Raw genomic sequence first — 19,211 nt, 5'->3', positions numbered from 1 at the left:
GGCATCCGGTGAAGGCACCACGGACTGCGATCGCCCATGCCGCTACCGGCCTGGGGCTGGGAGCCGCGGCAAGCGTCGTAGTGGGGATCGCGGACGCACCCCCGTGGCGGATCGTCACGCTCGGCGGTACGGGAATGCTGGTCCTGCTCATCCTGGCGTGCCTGACGGTCGCCGCGGGGCTCTCCGGGGTGCAGGCCCTGATCGTCCTGGCCGGGACCGGGTTTCTCGCCGCTACCGCCCTGCAGCTGGTCCAGATCGGGTGGACGGATGCGAACCTGCTCGGCGGTGACGGCTCGACCGTGGCCCTGCTCCTTGCGTTCGCAGTCGGTTTGCTGGCCCTCGGCCTTGCCCCGGCGGCTCACAGCAATGCCCCGGATCCGTCCCCGTCCTCCTCAGGAAGGCCCGACTCCCCATGAACATGGACAGCACGCTGAAGCCGGTCCTGGCCACTGCTGCGGAGCACGCCCCCGCAGTGGACGCGGACGGCCGGTTCCCCAGCGAAGCGGTTTCCGCTCTGGGCACGTCCGGCCTGATGGGCCTGCCCCTCCCTGAGCAGGTGGGCGGGCTCGGCGCAGGCCCGCCGGAGTTCGCCCACGTCACGGCCGAACTGGCGGAAGTCTGCGGTTCGACCGCCATGATCTATCTGATGCACATCTGCGGTGCCATGACGGTGCTGGCCTCGCCACCGCCCGGACTCCCGTCCCTCCCGTCCGAAATGGCCACCGGCCGGACCCTGGCGACCCTGGCGTTCAGTGAGCCCGGATCCCGCTCGCACTTCTGGGCACCGATCACCCAGGCCAAGCACAATGGTGGCGACGATGTGCGGTTCACCGCGGACAAGAGCTGGGTCACCTCCGCCGGCCATGCGGGGCTGTACGTCACCTCCGTACTCTCGGCCGACGAGCCGGGCACCGTCGACCTCTACGCCGTCCAGGCGGGCCGGCCGGGCGTGAGCGTCACCGGCTCGTTCCGCGGCCTTGGGCTGCGAGGCAACGCCTCCTCGCCGATGTGCTTCGACGTGACGGCACCGGACACCACGCGGCTCGGCCCGGCCGGCGCGGGGTTCGCACTGATGACCGAGACCGTGATGCCCTGGTTCAACCTGGGCAACGCGGCCGTCTCCCTGGGCCTGGCCCGATCCGCCCTGAAGGCCGCCGTGCGGCACACCAGCAGCGCCAGACTTGAGCACACCGGCCAGACACTGGCCGAATTGCCCACCATTCGCGCCCGGCTGGCCCGCACCTCGCTGCAACTCGAAGCCGCAACCGCCTATCTCCAGCAGGCGGCGGCGAGCATCGCCGCACCCGACGAGGACACCCCGCTGTACGTCCTCGGGGTCAAGGCGCTGGCCAACGACACCGCCCTGACCGTCACGGACGACGCCATGCGGGTGTGCGGCGGCGCGGCATTCTCCCAGCACCTGGGCATCGAGCGGTCTTTCCGGGACGCCCGCGCGGGCCATGTCATGGCCCCCACCGCCGATGTTCTCTACGACTTCTACGGCAAGGCCATCACCGGCCAGCCAGTGTTCGGCTGACGCCCACGCCTGACATTCCCCCGAAGAGGAGACCGATATGGAACCGCTGGTGGTAGGCGCGGTGGCGTACACCCCCAACGTCGTGCCCATCTGGGAGGGCATCCGCGACTACTACCGCACAGCCCCCGTCGACATGGACTTCGTCCTGTTCTCCAACTACGGCCGCCAGGTCGACGCTCTGCTGGCCGGCATTATCGACATTGCCTGGAACACCAACCTGGCCTGGGTCCGCACCGTCCTCCAGGCCAGCGGCCACGCCACGGCGCTCGCCATGCGCGACACCGATCTGGCATTCCGCAGCCATTTGGTCTGCCGGGCTGGTGCGGGACTTCGCGGCCCGGGGGACCTCAAGGGGCGACGGCTGGCGCTGGGCAGCCGGGACTCCGCGCAGGCTGCGATCCTGCCGCTGCACTATCTGCGCCGCGAGGGGATCACCGACGGTGAAGTCGAACTCCTGCGCATCGACAGCGACCTGGGCAAGCACGGCGACACCGGCCGCAGCGAACTGGACGCCATCCGGGCCGTACTCGACGGCGACGCGGACGCCGCCGCGATCGGCACCACCACCTGGGAGGCCATCGGACGCGACGAACTCATGCCCGGCGCCCTGGAATCCTTCTGGACCAGCCCCGCCTACTGCCACTGCAACTTCACCACCCTCGACACCCTCGATGCATCACGTGCCCAAGCCTGGACAGCACACCTGCTAGCCATGGACTGGAATGACCCAGAGCACCGCCGCATCCTGGAACTCGAAGGACTCACGCGCTGGGTACGCCCCGAACTCGACGGCTACACGGACCTCTTCCAAGCCGTCGAAGAACAGGACATCGCACCACGATGGTGATCCTCGAACTGGTAGAGCAAGTCCTCTCCACGGCGGAGGGAGACACCATCACGCTGCCGCTTGACTCGGCGGACGAACGGAACCTGGCCGCCGCGTGGTGCGCCCGCACCGGCAACACCCTGGTGGCCGCCGACGACAGCAGCGTCACGGTCCGGCGCGGACGCCCGGCGGATCCAGTGGCAGCACTTCCCGCGGACCGCCGCCCCGGTGCACGCCTGTGGCTCTACACCAACTTTGACTGCAACCTCGCCTGCGACTACTGCTGCGCACGATCCTCACCGCAGGCGGCGCGACGCGCACTGGGCGTGGACCGGGTACGGGAGATCGCCGAGGCCGCACCCGCCGCCGGCGTCACCGAGATCTTGCTCACCGGCGGCGAACCGTTCATACTTCCCGACCTCGACCAGATCGTCGCCAACTGCACCGCCGCGCTGCCCACCACCCTCCTCACCAACGGCATGCTCTTCCGCGGACACCGGCTCCAGATACTCCAGGCCATGCCCCGCGACCGCCTCACCCTGCAGATCAGCCTCGACTCCGCCACCCCGGACCTGCACGACACCCACCGGGGCAAAGGCAGTTGGGCCAAAGCCGTCGCCGGCATCCGCACCGCACTCGGCGAGGGTTTCACCGTACGGGTGGCAGCCACCCTCACCACCGACGACCTCAAGGAGGAGCGCGAGCTTCGATCCTTCCTCGACTCGCTCGGCATCCCGCACCAGCACCAAGTGGTCCGGCCCCTCGCCCACCAGGGCGCCGCCGACGACGGCCTGGAACTCACGGTGGAAACCCTGATTCCAGAGGTCACCATCACCGCCGACGGCGTGTACTGGCACCCCGTCGGAGCCGACAACGACGAACAGCTCGTCACCCGCGACATCTTCCCCCTAGACGCCGCCATCGACCTCGTCCGGGAGCAGTACCGCGCCCACCAGGCCACAGCGGACGCCGCTGCCCGCACCTTCCCCTGCGCATAAGCTGATCCTGGGCGAGCAATCCGTTCTACCTGCCAAGCGACAGCCACCCGCCGTACTCCCGGCCCCGTTCACGCATGAAGACCTTGCTCTCGCGGATGTTGACCTACGCATCAACCGGGGCCTTGCAGATGGGGCGGACGGACTTGCTGAACTCGACGAACACCTCCTACTGTGCGACATCCCGTGAGTTCTCCTGAGCCCCTCTGAGCCCCCGTGCCCGTGGCCAGGCGATTGTTCCTCGTTCGCGTGCTCCGCGACCCTGTGAAGTGACGTCAGAGTTCCTGAAGCGTTCTCACCCTGTCCGACCGATCCGCAGTCGGGCTGAAGGCGCGGGGCTCGGGTTGGCGGGGCTGGCTGTCGTACGGGACCTGCGCGAGCGCCAGGGGCGCGCGTCGGCGGAAGAGCTGGAGCGGTCCGAGACCGACACGCTGTCCGTATTCGTCCTCGCCCGATACGCGGATTCCGCACGTACCCTGCTGGAGCAGACCGCCGAGCACCCATCGCAGGAGAAACCCGCTCGACCCGGTTACCTCCGAGACGAGATCCTTAGTGGTCGACGCGCGAAGTCCTTCGGGGGTTGACTCCGGAGCTGTGGTGGTGCGTGGTGGGTTGTTAGCTGTCAAAGGCGATGAGGTGGAGTTGGCAGGCGCAGTCGAGGGCGTCCTCGGGGGTGCCTGCGAAGCTGCCGGTGGGGAGGATGGAGTCCTCGTAGCGCTCGGTGCTGCCGTAGTAGAGGGCGAAGCCCCAGCTGGCGGCGGAGCCCGCGTAGCGCAGGCGCATGAGTTTGACCGTCTCACCGTCGGCCAGCTCGCCGTCGACGTAGGCGAACGCGCCGCGGTGGCGGATGTGCAGGTCCGTCAGTTGCGGCCAGGTGGTGCGGGCGTGGCCGGTCAGCCGCTGGGCGAGGGAGGTCCTGGTGGAGTCCGGCGGTGTGGGCATGGCGGCCATCCTGCCCGATCGCCCTGCTGCCGGGTGCGGCAGGCTATGGCCCGTCGTGATCCGCTCCTGCCGATCGGCTGCCCGCCATGCCTGTTGCGACCGCTCGTCCGATATCCCTGACCGCCGCCGAGCGCGCGCGGCTGAAGAAGGCGGCCTACGGTCACAAGACCCCGCACCGGACCCGGGTGCGCGCGCACATCGTGCTGCTGGCGGCCCGGGGACAGGCCAACGCACGTATCGCCCGCGAGAGCGGGGTGCACCTGGACACCGTGCGGACCTGGCGGTCCCGGTTCGCCGTGCAGGGCCTGCCGGGCCTGGCGGACCACAAACGCCGCGGCCGGCCGACCTCGTTCACCCCGGTGCAGGTCGCCGAGGTCAAGGCGCTGGCCTGCCAGTTACCCGCGGAGTCCGGGACTCCGCTGGCGCGGTGGTCGTGCCCGGAACTGGCGCGTGAGGTGGTCGCCCGGGCCATCGCCGGGTCCGTCTCCGCCTCCACCGTGCGCCGCTGGCTCAAACAGGACGCGATCAAGCCCTGGCAGTACCGGTCCTGGATCTTCATCCGGGACCCGGATTTCCAGCGCAAGGCCGCGCGGATCATGGATCTGTACGCCGGCGCCTGGCAGGGCGTCCCGTTGGGGGAGAACGAGTACGTCGTCAGCGCGGACGAGAAGACCTCCGTCCAGGCCCGCTGCCGCTGCCACCCCACTCTGGCCCCGGGACAGGCCCGGGCGATGCGCGTCAACCACGAGTACGGCCGCGGCGGCGCGCTGGCCTACCTGGCCGCCTATGACGTCCACCGGGCGAAGGTGTTCGGCCGCTGCGAGGACAGAACCGGCATCGTGCCCTTCATGAACCTGGTCACCCAGGTCATGACCACCGCGCCCTACGCCGGCGCCGAACGCGTCTTCTGGATCGTCGACAACGGTTCCTCCCATCGCGGACAACGGGCCATCGACCGCCTGACCAGCGCTTTTCCGAACGCGGTCATGGTCCACACCCCCGTGCACGCCTCCTGGACGAACCAGGTGGAGATCTTCTTCTCCATCGTCCAGCGCAAAGTCGTGGCACCCAACGACTTCACCGACCTCACCCAGGTCCGCGATCGGCTCCGAGACTTCGAAGACCGCTACAACGCCACGGCACAGCCGTTCCAGTGGAGGTTCACCACCTCCGACCTGGACGATCTGCTGGCCAGACTCGACCGACACTCTCTCGACCGACAGGAAGAATCCTCCATCGCACCGACTGCTGGATCAACCCCCGAAGGACTTCGCGCGTCGACCACTAAGCACTCGGTGCTGCCCTACCAGCGACTTTTGTCGGTAGACGAATGGCTGCGGCACGCGGCCGCCGTCCCGCTGACCACCCCGGAGGCGGTCGTGGTCGACGGCACGAACCGGCAAGATCGTTTGAGAAGGGACACTGGCAGCCGCCTGTACGCGGGAGGCGCGCTGGCCTCCCCTCCGCCGCCTGGCGCAAGTCTTCCGTCGGCGCCGGGGAGGCCACGACTCGAAAATCGCTACACCGTGCGCGCTGCCTCGCTCCCTCCCGGGCCCGCCCAGCTTCGCCCTGGAGGAACAGCGATAGCCGCAACCCGTCCCGATGAGCCCGCAGTTGTCCCCGGTATGAAGTGTCGATCATGGGGAGGAGGTTGCACTGACCACACCACCGGCCGAATCAACTGCACACGCCCGGCCGTCGGTTCCGCGCTTCACAACCGCTGACCACCATCAGATCCCTGAGTCGTGGATCATTCCGTCCTGGCGGGCGGGTGGTAGGTCATCGGGCCGGCGCACGGGCGGCTTCAAGATTTTCGGCCGTAGTCCTGATTGCCCGGGAGAACGGGGGCAGGCGCACCCCAGGAACCCTTCACAAGGGCACAAGCGTTCAACGCGTTCAACACATTGCCCCCGGGAGCCGGTTCCCTCTTTCCCCCGACGGGTGCTTGCTGGAAGTACACCCCGCAGCACTGGCCTCCCACGGAGGCGCGTCGGAGACCTGTCCGCCCCCGCCTACCCGCAACGCTTGGCTGCAGCCCGCCAACTCCGCCTGGATCAAGGTCGGGCCCGGCAGGCGGCGAGGGACGGGGCCCGTGATCCGTACCTGGCATAGAGGTGAACCGATGGCCGATGCGATGCACGTCTTCCTTGAGGGCGGGCCGCCCGAACTACTGACCGATGACCGCCTGCTCCACGTTGAGCAGGTCGACGAGGACATCGTCGTACCCCGGTACGGCGGATGTGAACACTTCACCCCCACGCGCAGGACCTGCGAGGTCGAAGGACAGCCGTGCGTGGTCTTCCAGTGGAACGGCCAAACAAAGGTCGCGGAGTAGTACGACTTACCTCGGAGGAACACCCCATGCAAGCCACCCCGTCCCCGCTCGCAGAGCAAGTGGGACAGCCCCGGTCCATGACCGGCACCGATGGAGAGGCCTGGCGCTCGCGCCGGGTGCCCGCGGTCCCCGTGGCCGTGGTGGGAGCCTCGGCGCAGGGAGAATCCGGGGGCGGCCGTAGGCCGGATCCGGAGACCCCCTACCGGCGGGCCTTCGACAATGCCTGCGGGCTCGCGGGCGAGGAGGCTGTTCAGGCGTTCCTCGCCGGGCTGGCCGATGTCAGCCCGGCCATGGGGCACCTCGTCATCGACACCGTCTTCGGTGACCTCCACGGAAGGCCGGGGCTCGATGCCCCAGAGCGTGAGCTCCTGGCCCTTGCAGTCCTAGCCACACTCGGCGGAGCCGAAGACGAGATTGCCATGCATCTGGGCATCGCACAGCGGATCGGGATCCCCCCGGCAAAGGTCGTCGAGGCGTTCGTTCACATCAGCGCCTACGCCGGATTCCCCCGAGCGCTCAACGCGATCAAGGTCGCAAAACGGTTCTACGCCGAAAGCGGCCTGCTGCCGCTCCCCCCTATTCCCGAGGCCTCCCCGGCTCACCCCACCGAAAGGCACGAGCGATGACCACTCGCACTGCATTCCTCTTCCCCGGCCAGGGCGCCTATATACCCGGTGTGCTGAGTAAGCGGATCGACCAGTTCCCCTCCGCTCGAACACTCCTCGACACCGTGGACGAGACGGCCGCCGAGTATGGTCACGAGGCGATCTCTCCGCTGCTCCTGGAGCCGGATGCGGCGTCGGTGGACGAGTTGCTCGAGCAACGCCCGGAGGCCCTGGATCTGGCGATCTACGCTATCGATGCCGCGGCCTATGAAATCCTCGTTGGCCTCGGGGTGCGGGCCGATGTGCTCGTCGGCCACAGTTTCGGCGAACTCGCCGCGCTGACCTCGGCCAAGGCTGTCTCGGTGAGCGATGCGACGCGTATAGTCTGCGAACGCAGCGCGGCGTTCCGCCAGGCTGAGCTACCGGAAAGCGGGATGGTCGCCCTCGGTCTCGGCGCCCGGCGAGCGCAGCACCTGGTCGGCCTGCTCGACGACTCCCAACTCTGCCTGGCTGTTGACAACGGCCCTGCGCAGAGCGTGGTGTCCGGACCGGCGGAATCACTGCAGGAGGTGGCGCGTCTCGCTTCCGCAGTCGGTGTGCGGGCTACTCGGCTGCGAGCCGGCCATGCCTTCCACAACCCTCTGCTCTACGGCGTTACGGATGTCTTCTCCCAAGCTACCGCGCAACTGCCGCTTCACGCCCCCCGGGTACCGGTCTTCTCGGCGACGCTCAGCCGCTACCTGCGGACATCGGCGGACGTACGGGAACTGGTCGAGCGCCACATGGTGCAGCCTGTCCATTTCTACGCCGGGCTGCTCACGCTGTTCCAGGACGGGGTACGGGTCTTCGTCGAGGCCGGAGCACGCCAAGCGCTGGCCGGACTCGTCCGGGAATCCCTGCCCTCTTCGGCCAGGGTTACTTCCCTGTTGCCCAGCCGAGGCAGCGCCGAGAAACTCGTCGAGGCCCTCCGCTCCGCCGACATCCACGTGAACGGGCTGCCCGCACCGGAAGAACCACAAAGCGCACCGATACCCGTGCCGCCCATCGCGACAGCGGCAGACCACGTCCGCCCCCGGGAGAACGCCCTGCCGGATCACCCTCAGTTGATGGCTGAGCTGGCCGAAATCTATGCGGAGCAACTGGGCTTCCCGGCGGAACTGCTCACCGCGGACATCGACCTCGAAGCCGAGCTAGGAGTGGACTCCCTCAAGCAGCTCGCGGTCTTCGAGCACGCTCTCCGGCACTACGAGCTCTCGGAGCCCGCACCAGATCGGCGGGTCGTGGCAACGACGCTGGCACAGGTCTCCGAGGTATTGCAGGAGCTGAGCCCGTGAATCTCTCGGAACCGGCCACCGCCCCGTTGGTTGCCGTGGTCGGCATGGGCATCGCGCTTCCGCACGCCTCCAGCCCGGCAGAGTTGTGGACGGCACTCAACGGGAGCCGGGCGGTCTTCAGCGAACCCGGCAGCCGTTTCGACCTCGACCGCTTCTGGTCGGCGGACCCCGACGCCGTGGATCGCACCTACTCCCGGGTATCCGGCTACCTGCATGACTTCCGGCCCCATCCCTTGCTCGCGGCGGCTGAGCGGTCCAGCGGCGGGCCGGGCCGGGACCAGGCAGTGCGCTGGCTGCGGCACACCCTGCTCCAGGCACGCGACGGCGTCCATATCGCCGCCGACGACCGGTGCGGGGTCTATGTGGGCGCGTGGCCGGGCGGCAGCCAGAGTCTGATCGAGTCGTTGGTCGTGGAAGCTGCCTACCGGGTCGCCGGGGACCTACCGGAAGCCGACCGCCTACGAAAGACGCTGCTGGAGCACTACCGCCATGCGGCCCCTTCCCCGCATGGCGCGACGCTGCCGGACGCCATCGTCCGGGCGGCCATGGACGGCGTCGTGGAGAGGTGTGTCGAATCCCTGGTGGTGGACACCGCCTGCGCCTCGTCTTTGTACGCCGTGGACCTGGGGACGAAGGCGCTCCTCGCGGACGAGTGCGAGGTAGCCCACTGCGGAGGGGTGAATGTACTGGATCCCAGCATGGCGGTGATGTTCGCCAAACTGCGCGGGCTGTCACCCACGGGACGGGTCCGCAGCTTCGACGCCTCGGCGGACGGTACCTTGTTCACCGATGGGGCGGGCATGGTGACACTGAAACTGCTGCCGCGAGCCCTCGCGGACGGGGACACCGTCCTCGGCGTCCTCGCCGGCTTCGGGGCGGCGGCCGACGGGCGTGGCAAGTCGATCTCCGCGCCCAACCCTGCCGGCCAGGAGCGGGCCGTCCAGCGGGCCCGTGCGGTCAACGCCTTTCCGCCGGAGCATACGCAGTGGATCATCGCCCACGGCACCGGTACCCCGGTGGGTGACGGGGTCGAGCAAGAGGTGCTCTCGGCTCTGGCACCGCCGCAGGGCTACTGGTGCAGCTCCAACAAGTCGGTCTTTGGTCACGCCGGTTGGAGCTCCGGGGTGGTCTCGCTCATTCACGCGCTCCTGGCACTGCGCAACGAGCAGATACCGTCCCAGTACGGCCTCTCCGGCTCCGCCCCGCCCGTCGATCCCCCGGGCCTGCGCATCCCCCGCAAGGCCGTTCCCTTCCCGTTCCGGTCCGGCCGCCCGCGCACCGTGGGGGTGTCCGCCTTCGGATTCGGCGGCACCAACGCCCACCTGCTCGTCTCCGACCCAGCCTCTGCCACAGGCCTGCGCTCCAACCCGGCCGGCAACCTCGACTCGACCGTGCTGGTCGCCTGGAGTGCCCATCTGCCCGGCTCCCCCTCCCATCCACAGGTGCGCGACTGGCTGCGCGAGGCCGGACCCCGCCCGGCTCCCGCCTTCGCCGTGCCCTACCCGGCACCGGACCCCGCCGGCATCCGGATGTCCAGCCGGACCGTCCCGGCGGTGGATCCGTGCCAGCTGATGGCGCTGGAGGTCGCCTCCCGGTTCGTCGAAACGCACGGGGAACTGTGGTCAGAGCTCCGCGACTCCACCGGCGTGATCACCGCGCATATGGGAATCCCCCGGACCCTCGCCGGTACCGCTCTGCGATGCTACGGGGACGACCTGGCACACACCCTCGGCGGACCGGCCGGCGCACCCGCCAACGCCTGGGTCGGCCCATGGCTGGAGCAGGTACGGAAAACCGTCCCGCCATGCACTGAGGACACCCAAGCCGGTGTACTGCCGAACGTCATCGCCTCCCGGGTCGCGGCACGCCATGACCTGCACGGCCCGACCATGGCCGTCGACGCGGGCCGGGACGGCGCGCTGACCGCGCTCAAGGTGGCCGAGCGCTATCTGCGCACCGGGGAACTGGACCTGGCACTGGTACTCGCGGTCAACGGCAACAGCACACCGGAGACGGCCGCGGCCACAGGACTCCCCGAGGAGGGCCTGGCCGAGGGCGCGTTTCTGCTCGCGGTGACGGGCGAGCATACGGCCCGGGAGCGCGGCTGGCCGGTACTGGCACGGCTGGACTGCGGCCAGGCCACCGGATCACGCGCTGTTCCCGTCGTTCGGGAACGCAGCTACCTCGCGGCGGACCGCGCTGTGGATCTCCTGCGCGCGGTGGAGACCAGCCAATGGCCCACAGAGCTTTCCTCCGAGCACGGCTCCACTGCTGTCACCGTCCTGCCACCTGACAGTCCGGACCTCACCACCACCGGGACCGCTGGTGCGCTACAGGCCCTGACAAGTCGTTACACGACGACGCTGACCGCCTCCCCCCTCGGAACCAGTGCCGCCGCCGGGGAATCACGACCGTCCGTACCCCAGGGCAGCGTGGTCCTGTTGGACTCCGCCGCATGCGCCGAACGGATCTGGCCGGAGCTGCGACGGTCCGATGCGGTGGTCATCACCACGGACCCGCGCAGCACCCTTCCCGGGGTCCTGACGATCAGCGACCTCGACGCCCCGGACGGGCGCCAGCGTCTTCGGGAAGCCCTCGACGGCTCCACTCCCCATCTCACCGTCATCAGCGATCTCAGCACGGCCACCCTTGAGCGGTCTCTCGCCTTGCATGACGTGCTCTTCGTCGCAGCCCAGCGGCTGTGGGGCCGTTGGACGCCCACAAGCTCATTGGCCGTCTTGCTCACCGGGCAGGACCGTGGCCACAGGACCCATCCGCTTGCCGCACTTTTCACGGGCTTCGTCAAGAGCCTGGCGTGGGAACGCCCCGACTCGCCCGTCTTCGCGGTGGTGACCGACGCACCCATCTCCCCGGAACTGCTCGGACGGGTCACGGCGGAACGGGCCGCCCGGCCGGCTCCACCACCGGTCGTCCACTACACCCAGGGCGTACGGAAGACCGAGACGCTGCACCCTTGTCCGCTCTCCAAACCGGCACCCCCGTTGCCGATCGGCGACGACTCGGTCGTTTTGGTCACGGGCGGGGCGGGCGGCATCCCCGGTGCTCTGCTCGCCGCCCTGTCAGAGCAGACCCGGCCCACGGTGTGGCTGCTAGGACGCACCCAGAACAGCCCCGTGCCCCCCGACGTGCTCGCCGTGGACGATGACCACCTGCGCGAGCTGCGTACCCGGTTGCTGCGTGCACTGCGCAAGCGCGAGCCCGACCGGCCACCGCGGTCCGCCGTCCGGCACGTCGACGCCCTGCTGAGAGCCCGCGAAGTGCAACGCGCACTGGGCCGTCTGGAGCGCTGCTTCGGCCCGGACCGGGTGCGATACACCGCCTGCGATATTCAGGACGCCGACGCGGTGCACCGCACCGTCGACCGGATCCTGCGCACCGATGGGCGTGTCGACCTCGTCATCCACGCCGCGGGGCTGTTCCGGCCTGCGCTCCTGGAACGCAAGGACCTCGACTCCTTCCGGCTCGTCCGTGACGTCAAAGTGCTGGGCCACCGGAACCTCAAGGCAGCCTTCGCCGAACGTATGCCACCGCTGTGGTGCAATCTCGGCTCCTACTCCGGAACGGCCGGACTGCCGGGAGACACCGACTACGCGTCCGGCAACAGCTATCTGGAGGCCACCGCTGAACTCAGCAGTCCCACCACCGAATTCACCGTCGCCTTCACCCTGTGGGGGGAGACCGGGATGGGCACGGACCCGATGTTCCAAGAACGCATGGCCCACGACGGCCGCCTCACCCCGGTATCCACCAAAGAAGGGACAGCGCAATTCCTCGCGGAACTGTCCGCCGCACGCATCCTCGACGGTGCATCAACCTACCTCGGGGACCGTGAACTAAAGATTCTGCGCGCGCAACGACCGGGTCTCATCCACGAAGAGGCCACCCACCCCCCGCAGGTGCACCGGCGCCCCGCATGGCTTGGCACGCAAACCCCCGGACCCTCCGATACGACGGCGCATTGGCTCTGCCTCTTCGATCCGGACCGGGACCACTACCTGTTCGATCACCTCGTCGACGGCAAACCCACCCTCCCCGGCGTCCTCATGCTGGAGATCGCCGCGCAAGCCGCCGAAGCCCTCGTGCCCGGTCTCCTCACCCGAGGATTCCGCGACGCCGACTTCGAAACATTCATCCGCCCGCTCTACCGCCGAACTCCCTCACCCTTGCGCATCGAGGCAGAACTGCTCACCCCCTCCGACCCGCCCGAGGCAACAGCACGGGTCCTGGTCACCCTTCGCTCCGACACACTCGGCCCCGACAGGCAGCCGCGCGAAGGGGCCCGCAGGAACTTCCGTACCGAGGTACTGCTTGGCCGGGCCGGCGAAACCCCCGCCCCCCGGTGGAGCAGAGCGATGGACGGGAAGGGGACAGCAGCGGGCGACCCGTACAGTGCTCCTGATGCCCCGGTGTCGTTGCGTGGCATCTTCCGAAGCAGCTCGCACGGACAGGTCCAGGCCTCGGAGGCGCAAGCAATCTGGACACCCCGCCTCGCCGGGGCGCAGCATTTGCGCAGGATGACAACGCCGGCCCTGATGATCTGTGCTGCCCTGCGTACCGCCGCCCTGATATCGGGGGACGACGGACGGCAGCCACTGCTCGTCCCTCGCTCACTGGCTCGCTTGGACCTGCATACCGACGGCGCCAACGACCGGGATCTCGCCGCCCAGTACGGGCACACCCTCGTACTGTCCATGGACGCCGATCACGTCTTCCGCGCATCCACTCCCGCCCACCGGGTGCTCCTGGAGATCGACGGAGTCAACCTGGCCTCCTTGGGGACGGTGTCCGTTGAATCACCATGACTCACCGGTCTGAACGACTCCTGGCCCTGCCAGGCACACGAGAAGAAGACGGGTACGGGACGTCCGGTGTGTCCCTCCCCCTCATCCCTCGGGGCGCCCGAGCCGAGGCGGTCGGGGAACAGACCGGGCCCGGCAGCGGCAGCGGCACAGCACGTCATCAGGCTCCCGGCGGATGGCCGGGGCCACCGACAGACTTCAGACAGGGGATGACCGCACGTGACAACCACGATGATGAAGCAGCCCCCGGACACCCGGCCGACTACCGTGCCGGCTACCGCCCGAGCCCAGGGGCGGGCCGCCCTGACGGGCTGTCCCCCGGTCGGCTACCCCACGGTGCGCGCCTCGGTAGCCGCCATGCGCGCGATGATCGAAGCAGGAGCGGACATCACCGGGGGGAAGGCACTACAGAGGCAACTGGCCGGGTCCCGGCTGCGCGAGGACGAGGCATCCAGACGCCGCGTCGAGGTCGCGCGCGAGGTGTACGGGAGTGATCCCTGGGCGGAACCGGCCGAGGGCCGGACGGTCGAGCCGGGCCACCGCTGGTCGTCCGGCACCGGTGAACTGGTGCCGGTGGCCGGTCCATGACCGCGTCCAAGAGGTTTTTTAAAGGTGCCCGGAGGCGTGCGGTCGAACTGCAGGCCCTGCACGAGCGGGCCCGGCACGGGCCCAGCGACCGTGCGACCCAGGTGCAGCAGGACAAGGGCAAGCTGACCGTCCGGGAGCGGATCGACCTGCTGTTGGACGCGGGTTCGTTCACCGAGGTCGAGCAGTTGCGCCGGCACAGTGCGACCGGTTTCGGTCTGGAGGCCAACAAGCCGTACACCGACGGTGTGATCACCGGCTGGGGCACGGTCGAGGGCCGCACGGTCTTTGTGTACGCGCACGATTTCCGGATCTTCGGCGGGGCGCTGGGAGAGGCCCACGCCATGAAGATCCACAAGGTCATGGACATGGCGCTCTCGACCGGGGCCCCGCTGGTGTCGCTGAACGACGGCGCGGGCGCCCGCATCCAGGAGGGCGTCTGCGCGCTCGCCGGTTACGGCGGCATCTTCCGGCGCAACGCCCACGCTTCGGGGGTCATCCCGCAGATCTCGGTGATGCTCGGCCCGTGCGCGGGCGGCGCGGCCTACAGCCCCGCGCTGACCGACTTCGTCTTCATGGTCCGCGGGACCTCGCAGATGTTCATCACCGGACCGGACGTGGTCCGCGCGGTCACCGGTGAGGAGATCACCCACGACGGCCTGGGCGGCGCGGACGTGCACGCTGGGACCTCGGGAGTGGCGCACTTCGCCTACGACGAGGAGGAGACCTGCCTGGCCGAGGTCCGCTACCTGCTGGCGATGCTCCCGTCCAACAACCGGGAAAACCCCCCCGACCACCCCGGCCAGGACCCGGCCGACCGCCGCAACGACGCCCTGCTGGACCTGGTGCCGGCCGACGGCACCCGCCCGTACGACATGCGCAAGGTCATCGAGGAGCTCGTCGACGACGGCGAACTCCTCGAGATCCACGAGCACTGGGCGAAGAACGTCATCTGCGCCCTGGCCCGTCTCGACGGCCAGGTGGTGGGCATCATCGCCAACCAGCCGCAGAACCTGGCCGGAGTCCTGGACATCGAGGCGTCCGAGAAGACCGCCCGCTTCGTCCAGATGTGCGACGCCTTCAATATCCCGCTGGTCACCCTACTGGACGTGCCCGGCTTCCTGCCGGGCGTCGACCAGGAGCACGGCGGGATCATCCGGCACGGCGCCAAGCTGCTGTACGCCTACTGCAACGCGACGGTTCCGCGGATCTCGCTGATCCTGCGCAAGGCCTACGGCGGCGCGTACATCGTCATGGATTCGCAGTCCATCGGCGCCGACCTTACCTACGCCTGGCCGACCAACGAGATCGCGGTCATGGGCGCCGAAGGCGCCGCAGGCGTCATCTTCCGCAAGCAGATCGCCGCCGCCGACGACCCCGACGCCGAACGCGCGGCGATGGTCAAGGAGTACCAGGACGAGCTGATGCACCCCTACTACGCCGCCGAGCACGGCCTGGTCGACGACGTCATCGACCCCGCCGCCACCCGCCAGGTCCTCATCCGCTCCCTCGCGATGCTCCGCACCAAACACGCCGACCTACCGTCCCGCAAACACGGCAACCCCCCGCAGTAACCCAGTGAAGACCTACCGAGCAGACGGAGACACGACCTCCATGAGTACTCCCGCCAAGAAGTCCCTCCTACGAGTCGAGAAGGGACACGCCGAGCCCGAGGAACTGGCCGCCCTCACCGCGGCCCTGCTCGCCCGCGCCGCCGCCCCCCGGACCCGGGCCCGCCGAGGCCGCCTCAGGGCCGACTGGCGCCGCCTCGTGCGCATCCCGCGCTTCCGCGCTCCCCACTCCTGGCAGGACTGAGGACCACCCGCGTACGAGGGAGTGTCATGAATCAAATCCTGATAGACCCTAGGCGCGGTGGGGAGCCCTGGGCGAAGCAGGCACAGGTCCTGGGCGATCACGTAGTTGTCACGCTCTGTGATTTCCCGGGGTCTGCCGCGAACGGAGTGGCTGTACGCCTGGCCGACGAGATGAAGGGGTTCCGGGACTTGCTCAGATCGCTGGAGCAGCCATCGAGGCGCGAGTTGCGGCAGTGATGAGAATTTCGCGGGGCACCCGCGCTGCGGCGGCAAGGGCGCGACCCACCGGGTAGGCGTGGGCGCCTGCTGGGAGATTTCCGCGGCGCCCGCTGAGTACCACGTCGATGGAGCCCGTGCTGCTGTGCGATTCCGTGGTTCTGTCCAATCGCCGCAGTGTTTGGCGGGCGACTGCCTCCGCGCTGTCGTACAGGGTGGTTCCGGTGGGCAGGCTCTGCAGAATCTCTGGCGCCACCAGGGGGTAGTGCGTGCATCCCAGCACCACGGAGTCGCAATTCTGGGGGGTCCGCTTTGCCGCGTCGGCGATCGCTTCCGCTGCTGCGGCCATGTCTCCGTGGTCGATCGCCTCGGCCAGACCAGGGCATGCGACACGCGCGACAGGCCGACCGTTCGCGAAGTCCGCGATCAGGCGATCCTGGTAGTCACTCGCCGTGGTCCGGACGGTTGCCCACACGGCGATACCTTGGGCGGCCGCTGCGGCCGACTTCACGGCGGGCACGGTTCCGATCACAGGCACTCGGGGTTCAAAACTCTCGCGCAGAGCATCGATCGCGGTGACGGTGGCGGTGTTACAGGGGACCACGATGGCCTCCGCGCCCCGCTGGACGGCCAATTGGGCGGCACTGAACAGACGGTCCGTGACGAAGGAGGCCGTTCTCGATCCCCAGGGGGCGCCGTCGGGGTCCAGAAACAGAAGCAGATCGAGTTCCGGGGCGAGGTGCCGAAGCCATCCTGTGGTGGAAAGGAGGCCAAGCCCTGAGTCGATCAATGCCACCATCATGGGAGTCAAGTTACCAGCCGACCACTGGCGCAGATGGCGGTCCGTCACGGGCGGCGGCGGGGGCGGCCCTCCCAGCGGTGAGTGGTCCACGCTCGGCGGATCAGGCTACGCACGGTGATGATGGTGTCGGCGAGGTCGAAGAAGGCGTCGATGACGGTGGCCCGGCGCTCGTAGCAGCGGGCGAGGCGATGGAAGGCATTCTGCCAGGCGTGGGTGCGTTCGACGTGCCACCTCTGGCTTGCCTGGATCGGTGCCTTCTCGCCCTTGTGTGCGATGCGGCCGTGCAGGCCGCGTTCGTCGAGCAGGGTGCGGGTCTTGTCCGAGTCATAGCCGGCGTCCAGATGCACGGTGACGTCTTCGGGCAGCGGTCCCAGGTCCTCCAGGCGGTCCAGGGTCGGGGCAAGCAGCGGGGAGTCATGACGATTCGCTCCAGCCAGCACACGGCCCAGTGGAATTCCATAACTATCCGTCATACCTGAGCGTTTCAAGCCCTGTTTGCCGCGATCTACCGGTGAGCTTCCTGCGACCTCACCACCGCCGGGGCTTTGGTGATGGAACCGTCGACGGCGATCTGATCGAGGACGAGGCCGACGATCCGGTCGTAGGACTCCAACGCGATCTGCTTGAACCTGGCGAAGACGCCGAGCCGGATCCACTCGTCCCGGCGGTTGCGGATCGTGGTGGCCGAGCAGGTCGTGTCGGCGATCGCCTGGTAGGAGCAGCCGAACCGCAGGAGCTGCAGCATCTTGTCGAAGATGATCCGGTCGCTGATGCGTGGGCGGTGGCAGCCCAGTGGATGGTCCGGGTGGTACTCCGGCCGCTCGGGCAGCAGGGCCGCGAATTGGCCCCAGAGTGGTTCGGTCAGCCATGGTGGCAGCACAGGCACAGGTCTCCCCGGTGATCACAGAGCGTCGCAACTCCATGATCGCCAGGACCTGTGCCTGTCTCGCTGCCGGGGTACCAGCACCGCGCCTATCTGCGCGACCTCTTAGTAGCAGGATCCACCGCGACCACCAGGCGCTGCATGTCCGGCAGATGCTCCGGCCTCGACCGGAACCCTTCGACCTCCAGCATCCAGCCCTGCCACAGCGCACCCTCCACGTCCTCGAGTACCTCAGTGCACCGCCGGTCGCCAAAGGGCACAGCCTTCTTCACCGCGAGCCTCACTCGGTTGGCGTAGGCCGTGACCGGGAGACTGCCTCAGGCCCGCCGCTATCCACGGGGTCCCATGCCAGCCGCCCCCAGAGCTCCACCCGGTAATTGTCTGTCGCATCAGCACCCGCTGGCTCACCTGCCCTGACGGGCTCCTCTGAGAGGCCTCACTCAGGGACTTTTCAGGGACTTTCGGCTCCGTCCGAGGGACTTTTTGCCGCCTAACACGGCAAGCGCCTGAAAGATCGGAAAGGGCCTCCGACGCAGGTCAGAGACCCTTTCCAAGGTAAAACCCCAGGTGGCGGCAGACGAGCCGGCCTGTACGCCGGGTTCAGTCAGCTCGCGGCCGGGTGGCGTAGAAGGCCACAGCCGAGGCGGCTGCTACGTTGAGGGAGTCGACACCGGCGTCCATCGGGATGCGGACGTGCTCGTCAACTGCGGCGAGGGCCCCGGGGGTGAGGCCGACGCCTTCCGTGCCGAAGACCAGGGCAAGTGCCTCGACTTTTCGCGCGGCGAGTTCATCGAGGGTGATCGCTCGGTCACTCAGGCAGAGTGCGGCGACCGTGAAACCCTCGGAGCGCAAGACCTCGATGCCCTTCGGCCAGGACTCGAAACGAGTCCACGGCACCTGGAAGACGCCCCCCATCGAGACCTTCACAGACCTCCGGTAGAGAGGATCGGCACAGCCCGGGGTGAGGAAGACCGCGTCGACGCCGAGGGCGGCGGCGTTCCTGAAGGCAGCCCCCAGGTTGGCATGATCGACGATATCCTCGAACACGGCGACGCGCCGAGCTGTGCGTTCTTGTAGACCCAAAGGCAACATCGCGCCGATGTTGGTGTGATCGTTCACCGACTCCATGACCACGATCCGGCGCGCCCGCGCGAGGATGTCGTCGGACGTCGGCAGCGGCTTGCGCTGCATGGAGGCGAGCGCGCCGCGGTGCACGTGATAACCCGTCACCTGCTCGGCGAGGTCCGGGCTGACCGCGTACACCGGCGCCGGGACCTCGTCGATGACGTCTCGCATCGCATCGACCCACTTGGCCGACAGCAGCATCGAGCGCATCGCGTACCCGGCTTGCCTGGCCCGCCGGATCACCTTCTCGCCCTCGGCGATGAACAGCCCTTCCTCGGGCTCCCTTTTGCGCCGCAGGTCCACGTCGGTCAGACCCGTGTAGTCGCGCAGGCGGGGGTCGTCGGGGTCGTCGACCGTGATGAGTTCAGCCACAGGGTGATACTGCCTTGTCC

The 19,211-nt window shown here is 68.5% G+C and carries 15 protein-coding genes and 1 pseudogene; 12 read left to right on the top strand and 4 right to left on the bottom strand.

What is annotated here, in order from left to right; all coding sequences use genetic code 11:
* The first annotated feature begins 8 nt into the window (after positions 1–8).
* From QMK28_RS12420 to QMK28_RS12405, 4 genes are read left to right on the top strand one after another with little or no spacing between them, the layout of a single operon-like run.
* Entirely contained in the window at positions 9–416 is a 408-nt protein-coding gene (locus QMK28_RS12420) for an Rv1678 family membrane protein (RefSeq protein WP_326437161.1), read from the top strand.
* On the top strand, positions 413–1,537 hold the full coding sequence (gene fadE16, locus QMK28_RS12415; protein ID WP_326437160.1) for an Rv1679 family acyl-CoA dehydrogenase: 1,125 nt from the start codon (positions 413–415) through the stop codon (positions 1,535–1,537). Before QMK28_RS12420 ends, fadE16 begins: the two co-directional genes overlap by 4 nt.
* A gap of 37 nt (positions 1,538–1,574) precedes the next feature.
* Positions 1,575–2,384, top strand: a complete 810-nt coding sequence (locus tag QMK28_RS12410) for an Rv1680 family SBP-like protein (protein WP_326437159.1) — start codon at positions 1,575–1,577, stop codon at positions 2,382–2,384.
* Complete coding sequence (locus tag QMK28_RS12405) at positions 2,378–3,361, top strand: Rv1681 family radical SAM protein (RefSeq protein ID WP_326437158.1); 984 nt, start codon at positions 2,378–2,380, stop codon at positions 3,359–3,361. The genes QMK28_RS12410 and QMK28_RS12405 overlap by 7 nt, the downstream gene beginning before the upstream one ends.
* A gap of 612 nt (positions 3,362–3,973) precedes the next feature.
* Here the strand turns inward: QMK28_RS12405 and QMK28_RS12400 are convergent.
* Positions 3,974–4,300, bottom strand: a complete 327-nt coding sequence (locus QMK28_RS12400; protein WP_326437157.1) for a hypothetical protein — start codon at positions 4,298–4,300, stop codon at positions 3,974–3,976.
* Positions 4,301–4,386: 86 nt separating this feature from the next.
* Here QMK28_RS12400 and QMK28_RS12395 point away from each other — a divergent pair, with 86 nt between their 5' ends.
* From QMK28_RS12395 to QMK28_RS12360, 8 genes are all read left to right on the top strand, one after another.
* A complete protein-coding gene (locus QMK28_RS12395; RefSeq protein WP_326437156.1) occupies positions 4,387–6,024 on the top strand; it encodes an IS630 family transposase in 1,638 nt (545 codons plus the stop codon).
* Positions 6,025–6,422: 398 nt separating this feature from the next.
* Entirely contained in the window at positions 6,423–6,635 is a 213-nt protein-coding gene (locus QMK28_RS12390; RefSeq protein WP_326437155.1) for a DUF5988 family protein, read from the top strand.
* 77 nt (positions 6,636–6,712) lie between these two features.
* Complete coding sequence (locus QMK28_RS12385; protein WP_326437154.1) at positions 6,713–7,261, top strand: carboxymuconolactone decarboxylase family protein; 549 nt, start codon at positions 6,713–6,715, stop codon at positions 7,259–7,261.
* A complete protein-coding gene (locus QMK28_RS12380) occupies positions 7,258–8,574 on the top strand; it encodes an acyltransferase domain-containing protein (RefSeq protein WP_326437153.1) in 1,317 nt (438 codons plus the stop codon). Before QMK28_RS12385 ends, QMK28_RS12380 begins: the two co-directional genes overlap by 4 nt.
* Positions 8,571–13,397, top strand: a complete 4,827-nt coding sequence (locus tag QMK28_RS12375; protein WP_326437152.1) for a beta-ketoacyl synthase N-terminal-like domain-containing protein — start codon at positions 8,571–8,573, stop codon at positions 13,395–13,397. Before QMK28_RS12380 ends, QMK28_RS12375 begins: the two co-directional genes overlap by 4 nt.
* Positions 13,398–13,613: 216 nt before the next feature.
* Complete coding sequence (locus tag QMK28_RS12370; protein ID WP_326437151.1) at positions 13,614–13,982, top strand: hypothetical protein; 369 nt, start codon at positions 13,614–13,616, stop codon at positions 13,980–13,982.
* Complete coding sequence (locus QMK28_RS12365) at positions 13,979–15,553, top strand: acyl-CoA carboxylase subunit beta (protein ID WP_326437150.1); 1,575 nt, start codon at positions 13,979–13,981, stop codon at positions 15,551–15,553. Before QMK28_RS12370 ends, QMK28_RS12365 begins: the two co-directional genes overlap by 4 nt.
* 40 nt (positions 15,554–15,593) lie before the next feature.
* Positions 15,594–15,794: an acyl-CoA carboxylase epsilon subunit gene (locus QMK28_RS12360; protein ID WP_326437149.1), complete on the top strand. Its 201-nt coding sequence runs from the start codon at positions 15,594–15,596 to the stop codon at positions 15,792–15,794.
* A 192-nt stretch (positions 15,795–15,986) separates the two neighbouring features.
* On the opposite strand, the gene QMK28_RS12355 is transcribed toward QMK28_RS12360, so the two are convergent.
* The 3 genes and pseudogenes from QMK28_RS12355 to QMK28_RS12345 form a co-directional block, all read right to left on the bottom strand.
* On the bottom strand, positions 15,987–16,811 hold the full coding sequence (locus tag QMK28_RS12355; RefSeq protein WP_326437148.1) for a glutamate racemase: 825 nt from the start codon (positions 16,809–16,811) through the stop codon (positions 15,987–15,989).
* A gap of 44 nt (positions 16,812–16,855) precedes the next feature.
* Positions 16,856–17,697 (bottom strand): annotated as a pseudogene (locus tag QMK28_RS12350) (IS5 family transposase).
* A gap of 597 nt (positions 17,698–18,294) precedes the next feature.
* Entirely contained in the window at positions 18,295–19,191 is an 897-nt protein-coding gene (locus QMK28_RS12345; RefSeq protein WP_326437147.1) for a TrmH family RNA methyltransferase, read from the bottom strand.
* Positions 19,192–19,211: the final 20 nt, after the last annotated feature.

This window comes from Streptomyces sp. H27-D2 (assembly GCF_035828615.1).
Taxonomy (GTDB): domain Bacteria; phylum Actinomycetota; class Actinomycetes; order Streptomycetales; family Streptomycetaceae; genus Streptomyces.
The sequence above is the reverse complement of the archived record's forward strand: the minus strand, read 5'-3'. Positions and strand labels throughout refer to the sequence as shown.

Coding starts and splice junctions, on each gene's coding strand:
- QMK28_RS12400 (WP_326437157.1), bottom strand. CDS start 4,300: ATGCCCACACCGCCGGACTCCACCAGGACCTCCCTCGCCCAGCGGCTG.
- QMK28_RS12405 (WP_326437158.1), top strand. CDS start 2,378: ATGGTGATCCTCGAACTGGTAGAGCAAGTCCTCTCCACGGCGGAGGGA.
- QMK28_RS12385 (WP_326437154.1), top strand. CDS start 6,713: ATGACCGGCACCGATGGAGAGGCCTGGCGCTCGCGCCGGGTGCCCGCG.
- QMK28_RS12365 (WP_326437150.1), top strand. CDS start 13,979: ATGACCGCGTCCAAGAGGTTTTTTAAAGGTGCCCGGAGGCGTGCGGTC.
- QMK28_RS12410 (WP_326437159.1), top strand. CDS start 1,575: ATGGAACCGCTGGTGGTAGGCGCGGTGGCGTACACCCCCAACGTCGTG.
- QMK28_RS12395 (WP_326437156.1), top strand. CDS start 4,387: ATGCCTGTTGCGACCGCTCGTCCGATATCCCTGACCGCCGCCGAGCGC.
- QMK28_RS12380 (WP_326437153.1), top strand. CDS start 7,258: ATGACCACTCGCACTGCATTCCTCTTCCCCGGCCAGGGCGCCTATATA.
- QMK28_RS12360 (WP_326437149.1), top strand. CDS start 15,594: ATGAGTACTCCCGCCAAGAAGTCCCTCCTACGAGTCGAGAAGGGACAC.
- QMK28_RS12390 (WP_326437155.1), top strand. CDS start 6,423: ATGGCCGATGCGATGCACGTCTTCCTTGAGGGCGGGCCGCCCGAACTA.
- QMK28_RS12355 (WP_326437148.1), bottom strand. CDS start 16,811: ATGATGGTGGCATTGATCGACTCAGGGCTTGGCCTCCTTTCCACCACA.
- fadE16 (WP_326437160.1), top strand. CDS start 413: ATGAACATGGACAGCACGCTGAAGCCGGTCCTGGCCACTGCTGCGGAG.